The organism is Aeromicrobium sp. IC_218, from assembly GCF_004336805.1.
GTDB lineage: Bacteria > Actinomycetota > Actinomycetes > Propionibacteriales > Nocardioidaceae > Aeromicrobium.
This window is the reverse complement of sequence record NZ_SJXM01000004.1, coordinates 126,977-143,548: the sequence shown is the minus strand read 5'-3', so window position 1 is coordinate 143,548 and position 16,572 is coordinate 126,977. Positions and strand designations below refer to the sequence as shown.

Annotated in this window: 12 protein-coding genes; 9 read left to right on the top strand and 3 right to left on the bottom strand. The window is 73.7% G+C overall.

The features are described from left to right. Positions 1-36 precede the first annotated feature (36 nt). Complete coding sequence (locus E0W78_RS06550; protein ID WP_131403049.1) at positions 37-3,717, top strand: Ig-like domain-containing protein; 3,681 nt, start codon at positions 37-39, stop codon at positions 3,715-3,717. Positions 3,718-3,779: 62 nt separating this feature from the next. Here E0W78_RS06550 and E0W78_RS06545 read toward each other — a convergent pair whose 3' ends face one another. Next, positions 3,780-4,835: a histidinol-phosphate transaminase gene (locus tag E0W78_RS06545; RefSeq protein ID WP_131403048.1), complete on the bottom strand. Its 1,056-nt coding sequence runs from the start codon at positions 4,833-4,835 to the stop codon at positions 3,780-3,782. A gap of 33 nt (positions 4,836-4,868) precedes the next feature. Here E0W78_RS06545 and E0W78_RS06540 point away from each other — a divergent pair, with 33 nt between their 5' ends. The 8 genes from E0W78_RS06540 to E0W78_RS06505 all read left to right on the top strand — a co-directional run bounded on the left by E0W78_RS06540 (position 4,869) and on the right by E0W78_RS06505 (position 11,777). After that, positions 4,869-5,813, top strand: a complete 945-nt coding sequence (locus E0W78_RS06540) for an EamA family transporter (RefSeq protein WP_165570424.1) — start codon at positions 4,869-4,871, stop codon at positions 5,811-5,813. Between the two features lie 4 nt (positions 5,814-5,817). Further along, complete coding sequence (locus E0W78_RS06535; protein ID WP_131403046.1) at positions 5,818-6,195, top strand: phage holin family protein; 378 nt, start codon at positions 5,818-5,820, stop codon at positions 6,193-6,195. Position 6,196: 1 nt separating this feature from the next. After that, positions 6,197-6,715 carry a low molecular weight protein-tyrosine-phosphatase gene (locus E0W78_RS06530; RefSeq protein WP_242686257.1) on the top strand — a complete coding sequence of 173 codons (519 nt, stop codon included), beginning with the start codon at positions 6,197-6,199 and terminating at the stop codon, positions 6,713-6,715. Positions 6,716-6,791: 76 nt separating this feature from the next. Continuing rightward, positions 6,792-7,166 carry an RNA-binding S4 domain-containing protein gene (locus tag E0W78_RS06525; protein WP_131403045.1) on the top strand — a complete coding sequence of 125 codons (375 nt, stop codon included), beginning with the start codon at positions 6,792-6,794 and terminating at the stop codon, positions 7,164-7,166. A gap of 66 nt (positions 7,167-7,232) precedes the next feature. Next, positions 7,233-8,096, top strand: coding sequence for a fructosamine kinase family protein (locus E0W78_RS06520; RefSeq protein WP_131403044.1), 864 nt, complete (start codon positions 7,233-7,235; stop codon positions 8,094-8,096). A gap of 48 nt (positions 8,097-8,144) precedes the next feature. Then, positions 8,145-8,843 (top strand): response regulator transcription factor, encoded by a 699-nt coding sequence (locus E0W78_RS06515; RefSeq protein WP_131403043.1) that lies wholly within the window; start codon positions 8,145-8,147, stop codon positions 8,841-8,843. Further along, positions 8,840-10,249, top strand: coding sequence for a HAMP domain-containing sensor histidine kinase (locus tag E0W78_RS06510; RefSeq protein WP_131403042.1), 1,410 nt, complete (start codon positions 8,840-8,842; stop codon positions 10,247-10,249). The genes E0W78_RS06515 and E0W78_RS06510 overlap by 4 nt, the downstream gene beginning before the upstream one ends. A 55-nt stretch (positions 10,250-10,304) precedes the next feature. Next, on the top strand, positions 10,305-11,777 hold the full coding sequence (locus E0W78_RS06505; RefSeq protein ID WP_131403041.1) for a trypsin-like peptidase domain-containing protein: 1,473 nt from the start codon (positions 10,305-10,307) through the stop codon (positions 11,775-11,777). Positions 11,778-11,840: 63 nt separating this feature from the next. Here E0W78_RS06505 and E0W78_RS06500 read toward each other — a convergent pair whose 3' ends face one another. Both E0W78_RS06500 and E0W78_RS06495 read right to left on the bottom strand, forming a co-directional pair. Further along, positions 11,841-12,098 (bottom strand): hypothetical protein, encoded by a 258-nt coding sequence (locus tag E0W78_RS06500; RefSeq protein WP_131403040.1) that lies wholly within the window; start codon positions 12,096-12,098, stop codon positions 11,841-11,843. 112 nt (positions 12,099-12,210) lie between these two features. Next, complete coding sequence (locus E0W78_RS06495; protein WP_131403039.1) at positions 12,211-16,461, bottom strand: family 78 glycoside hydrolase catalytic domain; 4,251 nt, start codon at positions 16,459-16,461, stop codon at positions 12,211-12,213. Between the last annotated feature and the right edge of the window lie 111 nt (positions 16,462-16,572).

Below are 16,572 nucleotides of genomic sequence, written 5' to 3'. Positions count from 1 at the left end.
CCAGCCCCCGGTGGCACGACCCCCTGAGGAGAACGCGTGTCCTACCTGAGACGCCGAGGACGCCACGTCGCCGTGGCCCTCGCTGCCCTGCCCCTCGTGCTCGCCGCCGGCCCGGCCGTCGCCGCCCCCGGCGACCCCACGGTGGCCGAGGGCCCGAACTACGTCGTGAACCAGGTCGCCGGTGGCTACGAGGTCACCGTCGAGCTGGACGAGCCGCTCGAGGTGCGCGACGACGCCCCGACCCTGGTCGCCGACGGCGAGTCGATCGGCCTGGCCGTCGAGTCGCCCGACCGCCGCTCGCTCACCGTGTTCACCTCCGACCCCGCGGTCGTCCGGGCCGACCAGATCGAGGCCGGCTGGTCCGCCGAGACCGGCGGCAAGGGTGCGCGCAAGGCGCTGACCGCCGTGCCGGAGGCCGCGGCCGAGGCGCTCGACGTGGACCCGGCGTCGCTCGGGTCCGTGCCGTTCGAGGAGGGCGAGTACGACTTCGGCCAGCTGAGCGTCCCGCTGGCCAACATCAGCGGCTACCGCGGCGAGATGCAGGGCAAGCTCTACGTCCCCACCACCACCGGCGAGCACAAGACCGTGCTGCTGCTGCACGGCCGTCACTCGTGGTGCTACAACCCGACGACGAACGCGAGCGGCCAGGCGTGGCCGTGCGCGGCCGGCCAGGTGCCGATCCCCTCGTACGCGGGCTACGACGGCACCGCCCGCGCGCTGGCCAGCCACGGCTACTCGGTCATCTCGATCGCGGCCAACGGCATCAACGCGCGCGACAACACGTACGCGCCCGACCGCGGCGCCCAGGCCCGCGGCCAGCTGATCCTCGACACGCTGACGATGCTCAAGAAGGCCAACGCCGGCCAGGCCGTCTCGTTCGTCGACGCCAACCGCGACAACCTCGAGGTCTCCCTGGCCAATGCGCTGACCGGTGACGTGAGCGTCGCCGACCTGGTCGGCAAGTGGGACCTGGACGACATCGGCCTCATGGGCCACAGCCGCGGCGGCGAGGGCATCACCTCGGCCACCACGCTGAACCAGAGCCTGGCCGACCCGTTCGGCATCAAGACGATCCTGCCGCTCGCGCCGGTCGACTTCGCCCGCATGACGGTGCCGGACGTCGCGATGAACGTCGTCCTGCCCTACTGCGACGGCGACGTCTCCAACCAGCAGGGCCAGCACATGCTCGACGACTCGCGCTACGCCTTCGGCGACGACGCGCTGCGCTCGGGCACCTGGGTCATGGGCGCCAACCACAACTTCTACAACACGGTCTGGACGCCGGGCCTGTTCCCGGCCGCCGTCTCCGACGACTGGAGCAACAGCACGGCGCGGCGCACGGACGCGATCTGCGGCACCGACCCGACGGTCGAGGCCACCTCGATCCGGCTCACCGCGCAGGAGCAGTACGACCAGGGCACCGCCTACATGGCCGGCTGGTTCCGCCTGACGCTCGGCGGCGAGGACCAGTTCCTGCCGCTGTTCGACGGCTCGGGCGCCACGCCGGAGTCGCTCGGCGAGGTGGACGTCCGTACGGTCACCACCGCCCCGTCGTCGGCCCGCGCGACCATCGCGTCGTTCGAGTCCGCGACGTCGTCGGTGCGCCAGTTCGGCACCGCCACCGCCGTCCCCTGCGCCAGCATGGGCGGCCGCACCATCCCGCAGGCCCTGGCCGCGTGCACCACCGCGACCATCGGCTCGGCGCAGGTGCCGCACTGGACGCCGGCCACCAACGGCGCCAACGTCCCGGCGACGCCGGTCACGCGCCTGACGTGGACGTCCGCCACCGGCGAGATCCGCACGACCGTCCCCAAGACCGCGCGTGACGCCTCGGCGTACGAGCGGCTCTCGGTGAAGCTCGCCGCGGACGAGACGGTGACCACCGGCACCGACCTGACCCTGTCGGTCGTCGACGGCGAGGGCGCCACCTACTCGGCGCTCGTGTCGGCGCTCAACCCCCAGGCGCTCGTGCGCATGCCGACGTCGAGCGGCTCGACGACGCTGAAGAAGATCGTCCTGCAGCAGGTCAACGTGCCGCTCGCCGACGTGGCGGCGGCCGGGCTCGACCTGACCGACCTGCGCGAGGTGCGGTTCACCGCGGCGACCGGCCTGGACGCGACGGCCAACGGCGCGGCGTACCTGAGCGACCTCGCCTTCGAGCGCTCCTCGGTGGGCACGCCGGTCGCGCGCACGCAGCCGACGCTGCACGTGTTCGCGCCGCAGGTCGACGAGGGCAACGGACCGGGCACGACCGACGTGGCGGTCCTGCGCCGCGGCGACGTGTCGGGCACCGCGTCGGGCTACGTCTCGATCCTCGGGTCGACGACGTCGCGCGCCGGCGCGGCCATGGAGAAGGTGACGTTCGCCCCGGGCGAGACCTGCAAGGTGGTCACCGGCTCGCTGCAGGGTGACAAGAACCCGAGCACCACGGCCAGCACGGCCGTCGTGGTCAGCGTCATCAACACCGCCGGCGCGGTCATGTCCGACAACGCCGTCACCTGGCAGACCGTCCGCGAGGACGACGGGCTCACCAACACCGTGACCCCGCTGCCGGAGTCGGGCACGCCCGGCGACGTGTGCGCCGAGGCCGCCGCCTCGCGCACCGTGACCGAGCTGGCCACCGGCGACGTCACGCCGGCCCCCGGCCAGACGACGACCGTCTCCGCGACCGGCTTCCGCGCCGGCGAGTCGGTGGCGATCACCCTGGGCGGCACGTCGCTCGGACGCGTCGTGGCCGGTGCCGACGGCTCGGTCTCGGCCGACGTCGTCGTCCCCGCCGACGCGAAGCTCGGCTCGGCCCGCCTCACCGCGGTCGGCCAGGCGTACGCCCGCACCGCCGCCACGGACGTGGACGTGCTGCACGAGACGACGACGGCGCTGGCGCTCTCGCCGGTGGCGCCGAAGATCGGGCAGGCACTCACGCTGACCGCCACCGTCACCGGTGTCGACGTGGCCGGACAGGTCGAGTTCCTCGACGGGTCGACGGTGCTCGGCACCGCGACCGTGGACGCGGGGACGGCAACCCTGACGCTGCCGCGCGGCCTCAAGGCCGGGGCGCACAGCCTGGGGGCGCGGTTCGTCCGCACCGCCACGGCGCAGGCGTCGTCCGCGACCCCGGTCGCACTGACCCTGAACCGTGACGGCTCGTCCAGCACGCTGCGGCTCAGCCGGTCGACGTCGGTGTTCGGCACCGCGGTGACCGGCACGGTGACCGTCTCCGGCGCGAAGGCCGGCTCGGTCACGGTCACGGCCGGACGCACGAAGGTGACCGCTCCGGTGAACGCCTCGGGCACCGCGCGGTTCACGCTGCCCCGGACGCTCGCCGTCGGCTCGTACAAGGTCGCCGTCCGCTACTCGGGCAGCGACACGACCGAGCCGAGCAGCGTGACGTCCGCGCTGAAGGTGACCAAGAAGGCGACGAGCGCCTCCGTCTCGGCGTCCTCGCGGGTCAAGCGCGGCCGCTCGTTCACGGTCACCGCGCGCGTGGGCGGCACGGTCGCCGGCGTCAGCCCGACCGGCACCGTCAAGGTCTACGTCAAGGCGCCGGGTGCCCGCGGCTACAAGGTCGTCAAGACCGTGCGGGTGAGCAGCACCGGCAAGATCACCGCGAAGGTCAAGGCGTCCAAGCGCGGCAGGCTCGCCGTCAAGGTCGTCTACTCCGGCGACGCGCGCTACGGCGCGAGCACGTCGAAGGTCACGCGGGTCACCGTCCGCTGACCTGACAGCGCGAGGGGGAGGGACCGCCCCGGTCCCTCCCCCTCGCGCGCCCCCCGGCGGTCTCAGCGGGCGCGCCAGGCCCGCACGAGGTCGAGGAAGTGGTCGCCGGCCTCGGGCAGGCCGACGCTCACGCGGACGCCGTCCCCGGCGAACGGACGGACGCTGATCGGCGCAACCGCCTCGGCGAACTCGAGCGCGTCGTCCCCGAGCGGCAGCCAGACGAAGTTGCCCTGGGCCTCGGGCACCTCGAAGCCCGCCTCGAGCAGGGCGTCGCGCAGACGCGTGCGCTCGGCGACCACGCCCTCGACCCGCTCGGCCAGCTCGTCGGCAGCGTCCAGCGACGCGATCGCGGCGGCCTGGGCCACGCCGGACACGCTGAACGGCGCCACGACCTTGCGGACCTCCTGGGCCACCTGCGGGTGGGCCACCGCGTACCCGACGCGCAGGCCGGCCAGGCCGTACGCCTTGGAGAACGTGCGCAGCACGACGACGTTCGGGCGGCCCTCCAGCACGTCCAGGCCGCGGGCGGCGGCGGGGTCGCGGACGAACTCGACGTACGCCTCGTCGACCACGACGAGCACCTGCGGCGGCAGCGCGTCCACGAACCGCACCAGGGCGTCGTGCTCGACGACCGGCCCGGTGGGGTTGTTCGGCGTGCAGACCATGACGACCTTGGTGCGGTCGGTGACCGCGGCGGCCATCGCGTCGAGGTCGTGGCGGCCGTCCGCGGTGAGCGGCACACCGACCGAGCGGGCGCCGGCCAGCCCGACCGCGATCGGGTAGGCCTCGAACGAGCGCCACGCGTAGACGACCTCGTCGCCGGGCGAGCAGTAGGCGCTGAGCAGCGAGTAGAGCACCGCGACCGAGCCGGTGCTGGCCGCGAACGCCTCGGGCGGCTGGCCCAGCGTCTGCGACAGACGCTCCACCAGGGCGGTGTTGCCGGCGTCGGGGTAGCGGTTGATGCGGCCGAGCTCGCCGCCCAGGCGCTCCAGCACGCTCGGCAGCGGCGGGTACGGCAGCTCGTTGCTGGACAGCTTGTGCGCCTCGTCGAGCGCGACGCGGCCGGGCTTGTAGACGGGCATCGAGGCGAGGACGTCTCGCGAGGTCGGCGTGGCCATGGGGGCAGGGTAGTGGGCTGGCATGATCGCCCCGTGACCGCCGCCACCGCCCGCCGGGGCTACGTGCTCGTGCTGACCGGAGCCGTGCTGTTCGGCCTCAACGGCGGCATCTCCCGCATCGCCATGGACGGCGGCATCGACCCGCTGCCGTTCACGTCCGCCCGCATCACCGGCGCCGCGATCGTGCTGGCGCTGCTCGCGGCCCTGTGGCGGCCGGCGGCCCTGCGTCCCCCGCGCGGACGCTCGCTGCTGCTCATCGCCGGGCTCGGCCTGGTCGGCGTCGCCGCGCTGCAGCTGACCTACAACGTGGCGATCGACCGGCTGCCGCTCGGCATCGCCCTGCTGCTGGAGTACCTGGCGCCCGTGCTCGTCGTGCTCTGGGTCCGTGCGGTGCGCCGCGAGGACGTCCACCGACGCATGTGGGGCGCGGTCGCCTGCGCCGTCGGCGGCCTGGCCCTCGTCGCCCAGGTCTGGGAGGGGCTCCAGCTCGACGCGCTCGGCGTGACCATGGGACTGCTCGCGGCCGTCAGCTTCGCCACGTACTTCCTGCTCGGCGAGCACAACGTCGGCACGCAGGACCCGCTGCACGTCATCGTGTGGTCCTTCGTCATGGCCGCGGTGCTGATGAACCTGGTCAGCCCGAGCTGGCGGCTCCCCGACCTGACCCAGGACGTGTCGGCGCTCGAGCGGCTCGACCACCTGAGCGTCCCGCTCTGGCTGCCGCTGCTGTGGGTGGTCGTGCTCGGCACCGTCACCCCGTTCTTCCTCCAGCTCGTCGCGCTGCAGCACCTGCCCGCGACGCAGGTGACGATGGTCGCCACGCTCGAGCCGGTGCTCGCGGTGCTGCTCGGCTGGGCCTGGTTCGCCGAGTCGCTGGCCGGGGTGCAGCTGCTGGGCGTCGCCGTCGTCATGGCCGGCATCGTGCTGGCCCAGTCGGCGCGCCGGGCGGCGCCCGCCGAGCTCCCCACGCCACAATGAGGACATGCCTGCTCTGCTCGTGACCTGGATCTCGAGCGCCATCGCGCTCGCCGCCGCCGCCGGCCTGCTCGGCGACCACATGAACATCGCCGACGCCGGTGCCGAGTCGTCCACCGTGTGGCTGACGCTGGCCGTGGTGTCCGCGGTGTTCGCGCTCATCAACGTCTACGTCAAGCCCGTGCTGAACGTGCTGTCGCTGCCGTTCATCATCCTCACGCTCGGCCTGGCGCTGCTGATCATCAACGCCCTGCTGCTCCTGCTCACCGAGTGGATCGCCGGCCAGCTCGACCTCGGGTTCTTCGTCGACGGGTTCGGCTGGGCCATCCTGGCGTCCATCGTCATCTCGATCGTGAACGCGGTCGTCAGCGCCGTCCTGGACTGACGTGCCCACGCTCCCGCCGCCGGAGGAGGACGGCCGGTACCGCCTGGCCGTCGTCTGCCTGGGCAACATCTGCCGCTCCCCCATGGCGCACGTCGTGCTGGAGCACCGTCTGGACCAGGCCGGGCTCGCCGACCGCGTGACCGTCACGTCGTCGGGCACCGGCGACTGGCACCTGGGCCGGCCGATGGACGAGCGGGCGGCCGCCACGCTCAGCGCCCACGGCTACGACCCGACCCGGCACGTCGCCCGGCACTTCAGCACCGACTGGTACGCCGAGAACGACCTGCTTCTGGCGATGGACCAGTCGAACCGGGCCGACATGCACGACCTCACGCCGACGGTCGACGCCGCCGGACGGCTCATGATGTTCCGCGCCTTCGACCCCGAGGCCGGTGACGAGGACGCCGAGGTGCCCGACCCGTACTTCGGCGACGGCGAGGGGTTCGAGGTCGTCCTGGCCATGGTCGAGCGCACGGCGGACGTCCTGGTCGACCGTCTGCGGGCGACACTGGAGGCATGAGCGAGCAGCGCGAGCGAAGCATCGGGATCCTCATGCCGGTGTCGACGTACCGTGCCTCTTCCGCGTCGGCGCCGGCATGAGCGAGCAGCCGGGCAGCGTGCGGACGGACGCCTGGGTGTGGTCGGTCCGGCTGTTCGCGAGCCGGTCGGCGGCGACCACGGCGTGCAAGGGCGGGCACGTCCACGTCAACGGCAAGCGGGCCAAGCCGTCCCAGCCGGTGCACGTCGGCGACCGCGTCACCGCCACGACGCCCGGCGGCGAGCGCGTGGTGGTCGTGCAGCGGCTGCTGACCAAGCGGGTCGGCGCCGCCGTGGCCGCCGAGTGCTACACCGACCACTCCCCGCCCCCGCCGCCGCGCGAGGAGCGGCTGGCGATGCCGCGGCGCGACCGGGGTGCCGGACGTCCGACCAAGCGCGAGCGACGCCAGATCGACCGCCTGCGGGGCAGCTGACCGAGCCGGGGCGGGCCGGCGTCGCTCCGACCGCGCCGCTGGCCCCGGGCCGGTAGCGTCGTCCCCATGGCACGACACGCGGCGACCGCGGCGAGGGCGGAGTCGCTCCTCGGCCAGCCCGTCGTGTCCACGTCCCCCGTCGCCGGGGGCAGCATCTGCACCACGACCCGGCTGCGGCTGACCAGCGGCCGCAGCGTCGTGCTCAAGACCCGGCCGCACCCGCCCGCGGGCTTCTTCGCCGCCGAGGCGCACGGCCTGCGCTGGCTGCGCGAGGCCGGCGGGGCCCCCGTCCCCGAGGTGCTGGCCGTCACCGACGACTGCCTCGTCCTGGACTGGGTCGAGCCCGCCCGCCCCAGCGTCGAGGCGGCCGAGGCGTTCGGCCGGGCGCTGGCCACCACGCACCGCGCCGGCGCGGACGTCTTCGGCGCCGAGCGCGACGGCTACGTCGGGCTCGCGCCGCTGCCCAACCGTCCGCTCGGCACGTGGCCGGAGTTCTACGCCGCCCGCCGCGTCCAGCCGTACCTGCGGCTGGCCGTCGACCGGGCCGCCGTCACTCCCGAGGAGGCGGCGGACGTCCAGGCCGTGCTCGACCGGATCGACGAGCTGTCCGGGCCGGCCGAGCCGCCCGCGCGGCTGCACGGCGACCTGTGGGCCGGCAACGTGGTGTGGACCGCCGACAGCGCCTGGCTGATCGATCCCGCCGCCCACGGCGGGCACCGCGAGACCGACCTGGCGATGCTCGCGCTGTTCGGCGTCCCGAACCTGCCGCACGTCCTGGCCGCATACGACGAGGCGTTCCCGCTCGCCGACGGGTGGCAGCGCCGGGTCGGGCTGCACCAGCTGCACCCGCTGCTCGTGCACGCGGTGCTGTTCGGCGGCTCCTACGGCGCCCGGGCCGCCACGGCCGCCCGCTCGCTGCTGGGCCGGTGACGCGTGGACGCTCAGTCTCGTCTCAGACCGGCCCGGCACACTGGGGCCATGCGCATCCTCGTGGTGGACGACGACCGCGCCGTGCGTGACTCGCTGCGGCGCTCCCTGGAGTTCAACGGCTACACCGTCGAGACCGCGTCCGACGGCGCCGAGGCCCTGGCCCGGGTCTCCCAGGTCGACCCCGACGCCATCGTCATGGACGTGATGATGCCGCGCCTGGACGGCCTGGAGACCACCCGCGCGCTGCGCGGCGCGGGCAACGACGTCCCCATCCTGGTGCTCACCGCCCGCGACGCGGTCGACGACCGGGTCGACGGCCTGGACGCCGGCGCCGACGACTACCTGGCCAAGCCCTTCGCGCTCGAGGAGCTGCTGGCCCGCGTGCGCGCCCTGCTGCGCCGCGCCGCCAGCGCCGCCGCGACCGAGCCCGACGAGGCGCCGCTCGTCTTCGCCGACCTGCGCATGGACCCCGTCACCCGCGAGGTGTTCCGCGGCGACCGCGAGATCGTCCTGACCCGCACCGAGCACGACCTGCTGGAGCTGTTCCTGCGCCGCCCCCGGCGGGTGCTGGAGCGCAGCTTCATCCTCGAGGAGGTGTGGGGCTTCGACTTCCCCACCACCGCCAACTCGCTGGAGGTCTACGTCGGCTACGTCCGGCGCAAGCTCGAGGCCGAGGGCGAGCCCCGCCTGCTGCACACCGTCCGCGGCGTCGGGTACGTCCTGCGCGAGCCGCCGGGCGCGTCGTGACGAACCCGGTCCACCGTGCGCTGAGCGCCGCCACGAGCCGGCTCTCGCTGGCCACGCGCATCCTCGTGCTCACCGCCGCGACCGTGGGCTTCGTGCTGGCCACGATCAACGCCTCGGTCTACTTCGTGCTGCGCGACGAGCTCGTGCACTCCCTCGACGACGCGCTGCTGCAGCGCGCCGAGAACGCGGTCGAGAACCACACGACCGAGGACATCATCCGCGGCTACCAGCCCGAGGCGCTCTCGCTCGGCGGCGTGCAGGTCGGCGTGATCTACGGTGGCACCCTGTTCAAGAGCGAGGCGCTCGACGACCTCGCCGCCATGCAGTACGTCTCGAGCGTCGAGCGCGAGGTCGCGCTCGGTCGTGGCGAGCACTCCACCCGCACGGCCCGCATCAACGGCACCCACTACCGGGTCGTCGCGGTGAACGCGGGCTCGGGCAAGGCGCTGGTGCTGGCCCAGTCGGCCGAGTCGATCTACCAGAGCCTGCGCCGGATGAACATCATCCTGTGGGCGACCAGCGGCGTCGGCATCCTCGTCGCGGCGCTCGCCGGATGGCTCGTCGCGTCCACCGGCCTGCGCCCGGTGCGCCGCCTGACGTCCGCCACCGAGCGCGTCGCCCGCACCCAGCAGCTGACCCCCGTCGAGGTGCACGGCCACGACGAGCTCGCCCGCCTGGGCACGTCCTTCAACGCGATGCTGGCCGCGCTCGACGCGTCCCAGCAGCGCCAGCGTCAGCTCGTCGCCGACGCCGGCCACGAGCTGCGCACCCCGCTCACCAGCCTGCGCACCAACATCGAGCTCATGGAGCAGGCGTTCGCCAGCGACCGTCCGCTCTCGCCCGAGCAGCGACGCGAGGTCATGGACGACGTCCACGGGCAGCTCGCCGAGCTGACCACCCTCGTCGGCGACCTGGTCGAGCTCGCCCGCGACGAGCCGCTGCGGCGCAGCCCCGAGGCGGCCGACTTCGCCACCGTCGTCGAGGCCGCGGTCGACCGGGTGCGGCGCCGCGCACCCGGGCTCACCTTCGACGTGCGGCTGCAGCCGTGGATGTTCTTCGGCGAGCCGTTCATCCTCGAGCGCGCCGTCATCAACCTGCTCGACAACGCCGCCAAGTGGAGCCCCGAGGGCGGCACGGTGACCGTGCGCCTCGTCGACGGCGAGCTCACGGTCGTCGACGAGGGGCCCGGCATCCCGCCGCAGGACCTGCCGCACGTCTTCGAGCGCTTCTACCGCTCCAGCGAGGCGCGGACCCAGCCCGGCTCCGGCCTGGGCCTGTCGATCGTCGCCCAGGCGGTGGCCCGCCACGGCGGCTCGGTCACCGCCGACTCCGCCCCCGGACGAGGCGCCCTGCTCACCGTGCGGCTGCCCGGATGGTCCCCCGGACCCGACGCGCCGATTTCTTGAGCGACGTACAGACTGGACACAGTCTTCTCTCAGCGAGGCAGGAGAATCTCGGAGCATGAGCGAACCGCAGGATCCTTACGCCGGCCGTCCGTACGTCCCGCCGGGACAGCGTGACGAGGAGCCGACGACGCGCCTGGACGCCGGCTCCGACGCCGCGACGTCCGACACGACCCGCTTCGAGCGACCCGGGCCCGATGCTCCCGCGCAGCACGACGTGACCGCCGAGCAGCCCGCCGCGGAGCAGTCCACGACCCAGCAGCCCGCGGCGGCCGACTGGAGCACCCCCGCCGCCCCCGCGGCGTCCGCCGCCGGTGCGCCCGCCGGCCCGCCGGCCGACGACGCCGCGTGGACCCACCGCTACAGCGACCACGCCGCCCAGCAGCCCGCCCCGGCCGCGGCCGGCGCGCTGGCCGCCGAGAAGCACGACCGGCCCCGTCGCGGTGGCCTGCTGGTCGCCGGCCTCGTCGGCGCCGCACTCATCGGCACCGCGGCCGGCTTCGGCGGCGCCGCGCTGTACGCGGCCAACGACGACGGCGGCTCCAGCAGCCCGACGGTCAGCTCGCTGGCGCAGGACGCCAAGGCGTCCGACCTGCCGGCCGGCACGGTCGAGAAGGTCGCCGAGGCGGTCATGCCATCGGTGGTCCAGATCAACGTCGGCGGCAACGACGCGTCCGGCACGGGCACCGGCGTCATCCTGAGCAGCGACGGCGAGATCCTCACCAACAACCACGTGGTGGAGTCCGCGGCCGACGGCGGCACGATCACCGTGTCGTTCGACGACGGCTCGCTGGCCAAGGCCGCGATCATGGGCCGCGACCCCAAGACCGACCTCGCGGTGATCAAGGCCGAGGGCAAGACCGGCCTGACCCCGGCGACGCTGGGCAGCTCGGCCGCGCTGCGCGTCGGCCAGGAGGTCGTCGCCATCGGCTCGCCGTACGGCCTGGAGTCGACGGTCACGAGCGGCATCGTCTCGGCGCTCAACCGGCCCGTGACGTCCGCGGACGCGACCGGCTCGAACAGCACGGTCTTCCCGGCGGTGCAGACCGACGCGGCGATCAACCCGGGCAACTCCGGTGGCCCGCTCGTCGACGCCGACGGACGCGTCATCGGCATCAACTCGGCCATCCGGACGAGCTCGGGCGGCGAGTCCGGCTCGATCGGCCTGGGCTTCGCCATCCCGATCGACCTGGCCAAGAACGTCGCCTCGCAGCTCGTCGAGGGCAAGACCGTCGAGCACGCCCGGATCGGCGTGACGGTGACCCCCGCGGTCGAGTCCGACGGCATCACCACGGTGGGCGCGCAGGTGCGCGAGGTGTCCGAGGGCAGCGCCGGTGACAAGGCCGGCCTGGAGGTGGGCGACGTCATCACGGCGGTCGGCGGCAACGCGGTCGGCAGCTCCGACGCGCTGGTCGCGGCGATCCGCGGCTACCAGCCCGGCGACAAGGTCGAGGTCACGTACGTCCGCGACGGCAAGACGCAGACGACCGACGTCACGCTCGACTCCGACGGCGGCGACCTCTCCAGCTGATCGCTCCGCACGCACGAGGGCCGACGACCACGTGGTCGTCGGCCCTCGTCGCGTCCGGGCGGCTCAGCGCGTGACGCCCTCGAAGCGGTACTTGTAGTAGTCCAGGGACCAGCCGTTGGCCGTGACCAGGTAGCTGTAGCAGGACTTCGTGACCCGGGTCCACGAGCTCTGCCAGGCTCGCTGCGCGGCCTCGCACGCGGCCCGCGAGTGGTAGCCGGGGCTGGTGTAGCCGGCGGCTGTGCTGGGCCCGGCCGTGGCGGTCAGGATGCCCGCGGCGAGCGCGCCGGCGGCCGCGGTGCGGGTGATGACTCGGACGTTCATGTGGGTTCCTCCCCCGATGGATGACATGAGCCACCGACGCTACCGTCCGCAGCCGGTCACCCCTCGGGGACAGCCGGTCGTCCGCCCCGTCCGGGGACGGACGACCGACGGCTCAGCGCACCCGGTACCGCACCGACGCGGTGCTCGCCAGCAGCACGGCACTGCCGCCGTAGCGGACCGTGACCTTCTGCCGGCCCGTGCCGCGCGGCACGAAGGTGATGCGCACGCGTCCACCGGACAGCTGGCGGGTCACGGCCGGCAGCCGCGTCCGGCCGACGCGCACCACGCCGGTGGCCCGCTCGCCGGCCCCGGAGACACGGATCGTCACCGAGACCTTGCGGCCCTTGCGGACCGTGCGCGGCGAGGCCGTCACCTGCGTCCGGCTCGACGCCTTGGCGACGCGCGCCGTCGCGGCCGACGTGGCCACGCCTGCGGCGCGGCCGGGCAGCGTCGCCCGCACCCGCACCGAGAGCCGCGTGCCGACGTCGGCCCGGCCGGCCACGTACGAGCGACCGGTCGCCCCGGCGATCGGGCGTCCGTCGCGCAGCCACTGGAAGGTGGTGCTCACGCCGGACGGGCTCCAGGTGCCGGCGGTCGCGGTGAGGCGCTGGCGGTAGCGGGCCGTCCCGCTGACCGTCGGCGCCCGGCGGACCACCGGGGCGCTGGCGTCGGCCGGCACCTCGACCGACCCGGTGCCGGAGGCGTTGCCGGCCCGGTCCGTCGCCCGGTAGGTCACCGTGCGGGCAGCCGAGTCGAGCGCGACCGGGGCCGAGTAGCGACGCCACGACTCCTCGCCGAAGCGGTACTCGATCGCCCGGACGCCGGACGCGTGGTCCTGCGCGGCGAGCGTCAGCGTGCGGCCCTGGACGGACGCCTCGACCGTCGGCGCGACACCGTCGACCTTCACCTGGAGCGTGTCGTCGGCGACGGTCGTGCCGCCCTCGACCAGGCGCCAGGCGAGCGTGTGCGCCCCGTCCTCGAGCGCGACCGGGCCGGTGTACGGTTGCCAGGAACCGGCGTCGACCTTGACCTCGACCGTGCGGTCGGCGGACGGCTCGGTCGCGGTGAGCGTCAGCGCGGCACCCGCGCCGTGCCAGCCGTCCTCGCCGGCCGCGCTGACGGCTGCCTCGACGGTCGGCGCGGCCACCGGCGCCTGCGCGCACACCGAGGTGAGCCGGTCGACGTCGGTGTCGGCGGCCGGCGAGAGCACGTGGCAGCCCGCCTCGACCGGCACGACGAGGAAGCCGTCGGTCGGCGTGACGGTGCGCCGGGCGCCGTCGACCCACAGCGCGGTCGGCTCGGTCGCCCGGGTCGGGACGCTCACGGTCGCCGCCGTGTTGCCCGGCACCGACGCCACGACCGTCGTGGCGTCGCCGTCGCGGCGGAAGGCGGCACCGATGCTGCCGCGCACCGTCGGCGTCCGGATCGTGCCCCACTCCAGCGAGCCGGGCTGCGGCTTGATCGCCACCTTCTCGTAGCCCGCCACGAGCGGCTGGATGCCGAACAGGCCGGACGGGACGTTGAACGCCGGCGACGCCGCCCACGGGTGGGAGTAGCTCGTGTTCGACTTCTGCGACAGGTCCCAGGCCTCCATCGTGGCGCCGGCCCCGACGCGGATCATGTTCATCCAGCTGCTGGTGCCCTCGGCCGTCATGAGGTCGAGCGCGGTCTGGCCGTCGCCTCCGTCGTACAGGCCCTTCACCACGAACGCCGCGCAGTAGACGCTGCAGGCCATGCCGCGGCTCTTGACGAACGCCGCGACCCGCGGCCGCTCCGACGCCTCGGGCACGCCGAACGCGAGCGCGAAGGCGCTGGCGTGGATGGACTTGTGCCCGGTCAGCACGAGGTCGGCGTCCGCGCCGTCGTCGTAGGCGCCGGCCTGGGCGTCGTAGAGCTTCGCGTTGATCGCGTCGCGCAGGTCGTCGGCCTGCTGCGCGTACGTCGCGGCGTCCGCGTCCTCGCCGATCGCCTCGGCCATCGCCGCCATGTCGGCCAGCGCGCGGTAGGCGATCGCGTTGATCACCGTGTTGTGCTGGCGGTAGACGTAGCCGTCGCGCTGGCTCGTGGGCCAGTCGACGATGTCGCAGTCGGTCTGCGAGCTGCACCCGTTCGAGCGGGTCGTCTTGCGGATGAGCCCGGTCGTGGCGTCGAGCCACTGGCTCGACGGCAGCTTCGTCTTGAGGTTCTCGTAGTAGTCGCGCACCTGGTCGGTGCTGCCGGTCTGGCGCCAGGCGTCGTGCACGGCCAGGACCACGTACGGCGGCCACTCGGTCGGCCAGGTGCGGTTGCTGCGGAAGTAGTCCATCGAGTAGCGCCCGAGCGACAGGTCGTCCATGAGGTACAGCGACGACATCTGCTGCAGGTAGGCGTCGGCCTCGTAGTTGGTGCGCTCGCGCTCCCACGAGTCGGTGTAGAAGTTGAGGTTCGTCGCCTCGATCGTGTTCTTCGACAGCGCGTAGACCTGCTCGAGGTTGTCGCTGGACGAGGCGAACGCCGACGCCTCCTCGTCGAACGGGTACACCAGCGCGACGGCCTTGAGCGTCTGCGCCGTCACCGGCGCGGTGGCGCCGATGATCTCGACGTAGCGGAACGTGCGCATGCCCCACGTCTCCAGGTGCTGGTCGCCGCCGCGCAGCGTCCAGGTGTCGAGGTAGGTGTTCGTGGCGGACGTCTGGTGCTTGACCGAGCCGTCGGGGTTGAGCACCTGGCCGAAGCGGACCTGCACCTGGCTGCCGTCCGTGGCGCCGAGGGCGTCCCAGGCGATGCCGCCCATCCACGTCCGGCCGAAGTCGACGACGTAGCGGCCGTCGCCCTTGTCGCTGATCGTGGCGGCGTCGCGGCGCTGCTCCTGGACCTTCGCCATCGGCGCGGCACGCAGGTCGGCGATGGCCGACCGCTCCTCCGCGGCCGCCCAGCCGGAGTCGTCGAAGCCGGGCCGGTCGAAGCCGGTCGGGAAGCGGCGGGCGTCCAGGTCCTCGCGCGGGGCGGTGAAGTAGCTGGTGCCGTAGCTGCCCGGCGACGGGTAGACGGCGCCGGCCGAGAGCGCCTTCCAGTCCGAGCCCGTGCCGACGACCTGGCTCGTGCCGTCGGTGTAGACGACGCGGAGCTGGGCGAGCAGTCGGGCGTTCGTGCTCCGGCTGTTGGCGATCATGGAGATCGTGGACGTCGTGCCGGGCTCCAGGTGGGACGTGACGTCGAACCCGTCGAAGCGGGTCTCGGTGCCGACCGGGGCCGTCGGCCCGAGGCCCACGACCTCGCCGTCGATGGCGGCCTTGAACACGTACTGCTTGGACGCGCTCCAGTCCGTGCCGGTGGCGTTCAGGGTGGCCCAGGCGATCGGCTTGTCCTCGAGCGTGACGTCCTTGCGCAGCATCACCCAGTCGGTGCCGTAGCCCGACAGCAGGCAGTTCGCGGCCCGCGGCACCTGCAGGGCGCCGCCGGAGACCGTGCCGCACGCGAACGGGTTGGCGCCGGAGAAGTCGGCGTCCAGCAGCGTCGTGCCGGAGGAGGAGACCACCCGCACGTCGTCCAGGCGGCCCGACTCGGAGTTGCCGGTGCGCACGCCGACCACGCCGAAGGCGAGGGACGCGTCGGTGCGCTGGTCCACCTGGACGCCGTTGATGCGCGTGGTGATCGTGGAGCCGGCGACCTGGATCTGGACCGTCGCCTCGGTGCCCACCGCGAGGGTGCCGGCCGGCAGGTTCACCGCCGTGCCGAGCGTCGCGTAGGCGCCGTTGGTCTGCTTGTGCGGCACCAGGCGGTTGTCCGCACCGCGGAACTGCCACATGTAGGAGTTGTTGGAGTCGCTCGCCCGGAAGCGCAGGCCGACCGCCGTCTCGCCGATCGTGAGGCGCGCCGACAGCGTGTAGTCGGTCCAGCGGGACGTGGGCGCGGGCGCCCAGACCGGGGTCGCGCCCTCCCAGGTGGCGCCGGGGCTCGTGCCGAACCAGGTGGGCTCGGCCCACGGCAGCGCGCGGTCCTGCTCGTCGCGGGCCTGGACCGTCCAGTAGTAGCGGCGCGAGGTCTCGAGCGCCGGCCCCTCGTACGCGACGTCGGTCTGGTCGGCCGAGTCGACCGGTCCCGAGTCCCACACGTCGCCGTCGTGGGCGGCCGCCTTCGCCGCGCTGGTGGACACCACCACGCGGTAGCCCGACTGCCGGGCGATCGCGGGCAGGTGCCAGGAGAACGTCGGCGTCTGCAGGTCCTCGAGGTCGGCCGGGCGGTCCAGGCCGTTCACGGTCAGGCCCGTGGGCGGCTGCTCGTGCGGCACGGCAGCGGCGGCCGCCTCGGCCCGCGGTGCGGCCGTCGCGGCCGGTGCCGCCAGCAGCCCGGCCGCGGTCAGCGCGGCGGCCAGGGGAAGCACCAGGAGGCGCCGTCCGGAAAGGGGGGTCGACCTGCGCACGGGAGAGTCCGATCGTCGGGGACGTGACGTAGGTCACGAACCTAGTGAAAGGATTCAATCGCCGCCAGCACT

What these genes read in the sequence shown, in the direction of transcription:
- E0W78_RS06525 (WP_131403045.1), top strand. Translation starts at nt 6,792, where the DNA reads ATGAGCGAGCAGCCGGGCAGCGTGCGGACGGACGCCTGGGTGTGGTCG.
- E0W78_RS06520 (WP_131403044.1), top strand. Translation starts at nt 7,233, where the DNA reads ATGGCACGACACGCGGCGACCGCGGCGAGGGCGGAGTCGCTCCTCGGC.
- E0W78_RS06535 (WP_131403046.1), top strand. Translation starts at nt 5,818, where the DNA reads ATGCCTGCTCTGCTCGTGACCTGGATCTCGAGCGCCATCGCGCTCGCC.
- E0W78_RS06500 (WP_131403040.1), bottom strand. Translation starts at nt 12,098, where the DNA reads ATGAACGTCCGAGTCATCACCCGCACCGCGGCCGCCGGCGCGCTCGCC.
- E0W78_RS06515 (WP_131403043.1), top strand. Translation starts at nt 8,145, where the DNA reads ATGCGCATCCTCGTGGTGGACGACGACCGCGCCGTGCGTGACTCGCTG.
- E0W78_RS06505 (WP_131403041.1), top strand. Translation starts at nt 10,305, where the DNA reads ATGAGCGAACCGCAGGATCCTTACGCCGGCCGTCCGTACGTCCCGCCG.
- E0W78_RS06545 (WP_131403048.1), bottom strand. Translation starts at nt 4,835, where the DNA reads ATGGCCACGCCGACCTCGCGAGACGTCCTCGCCTCGATGCCCGTCTAC.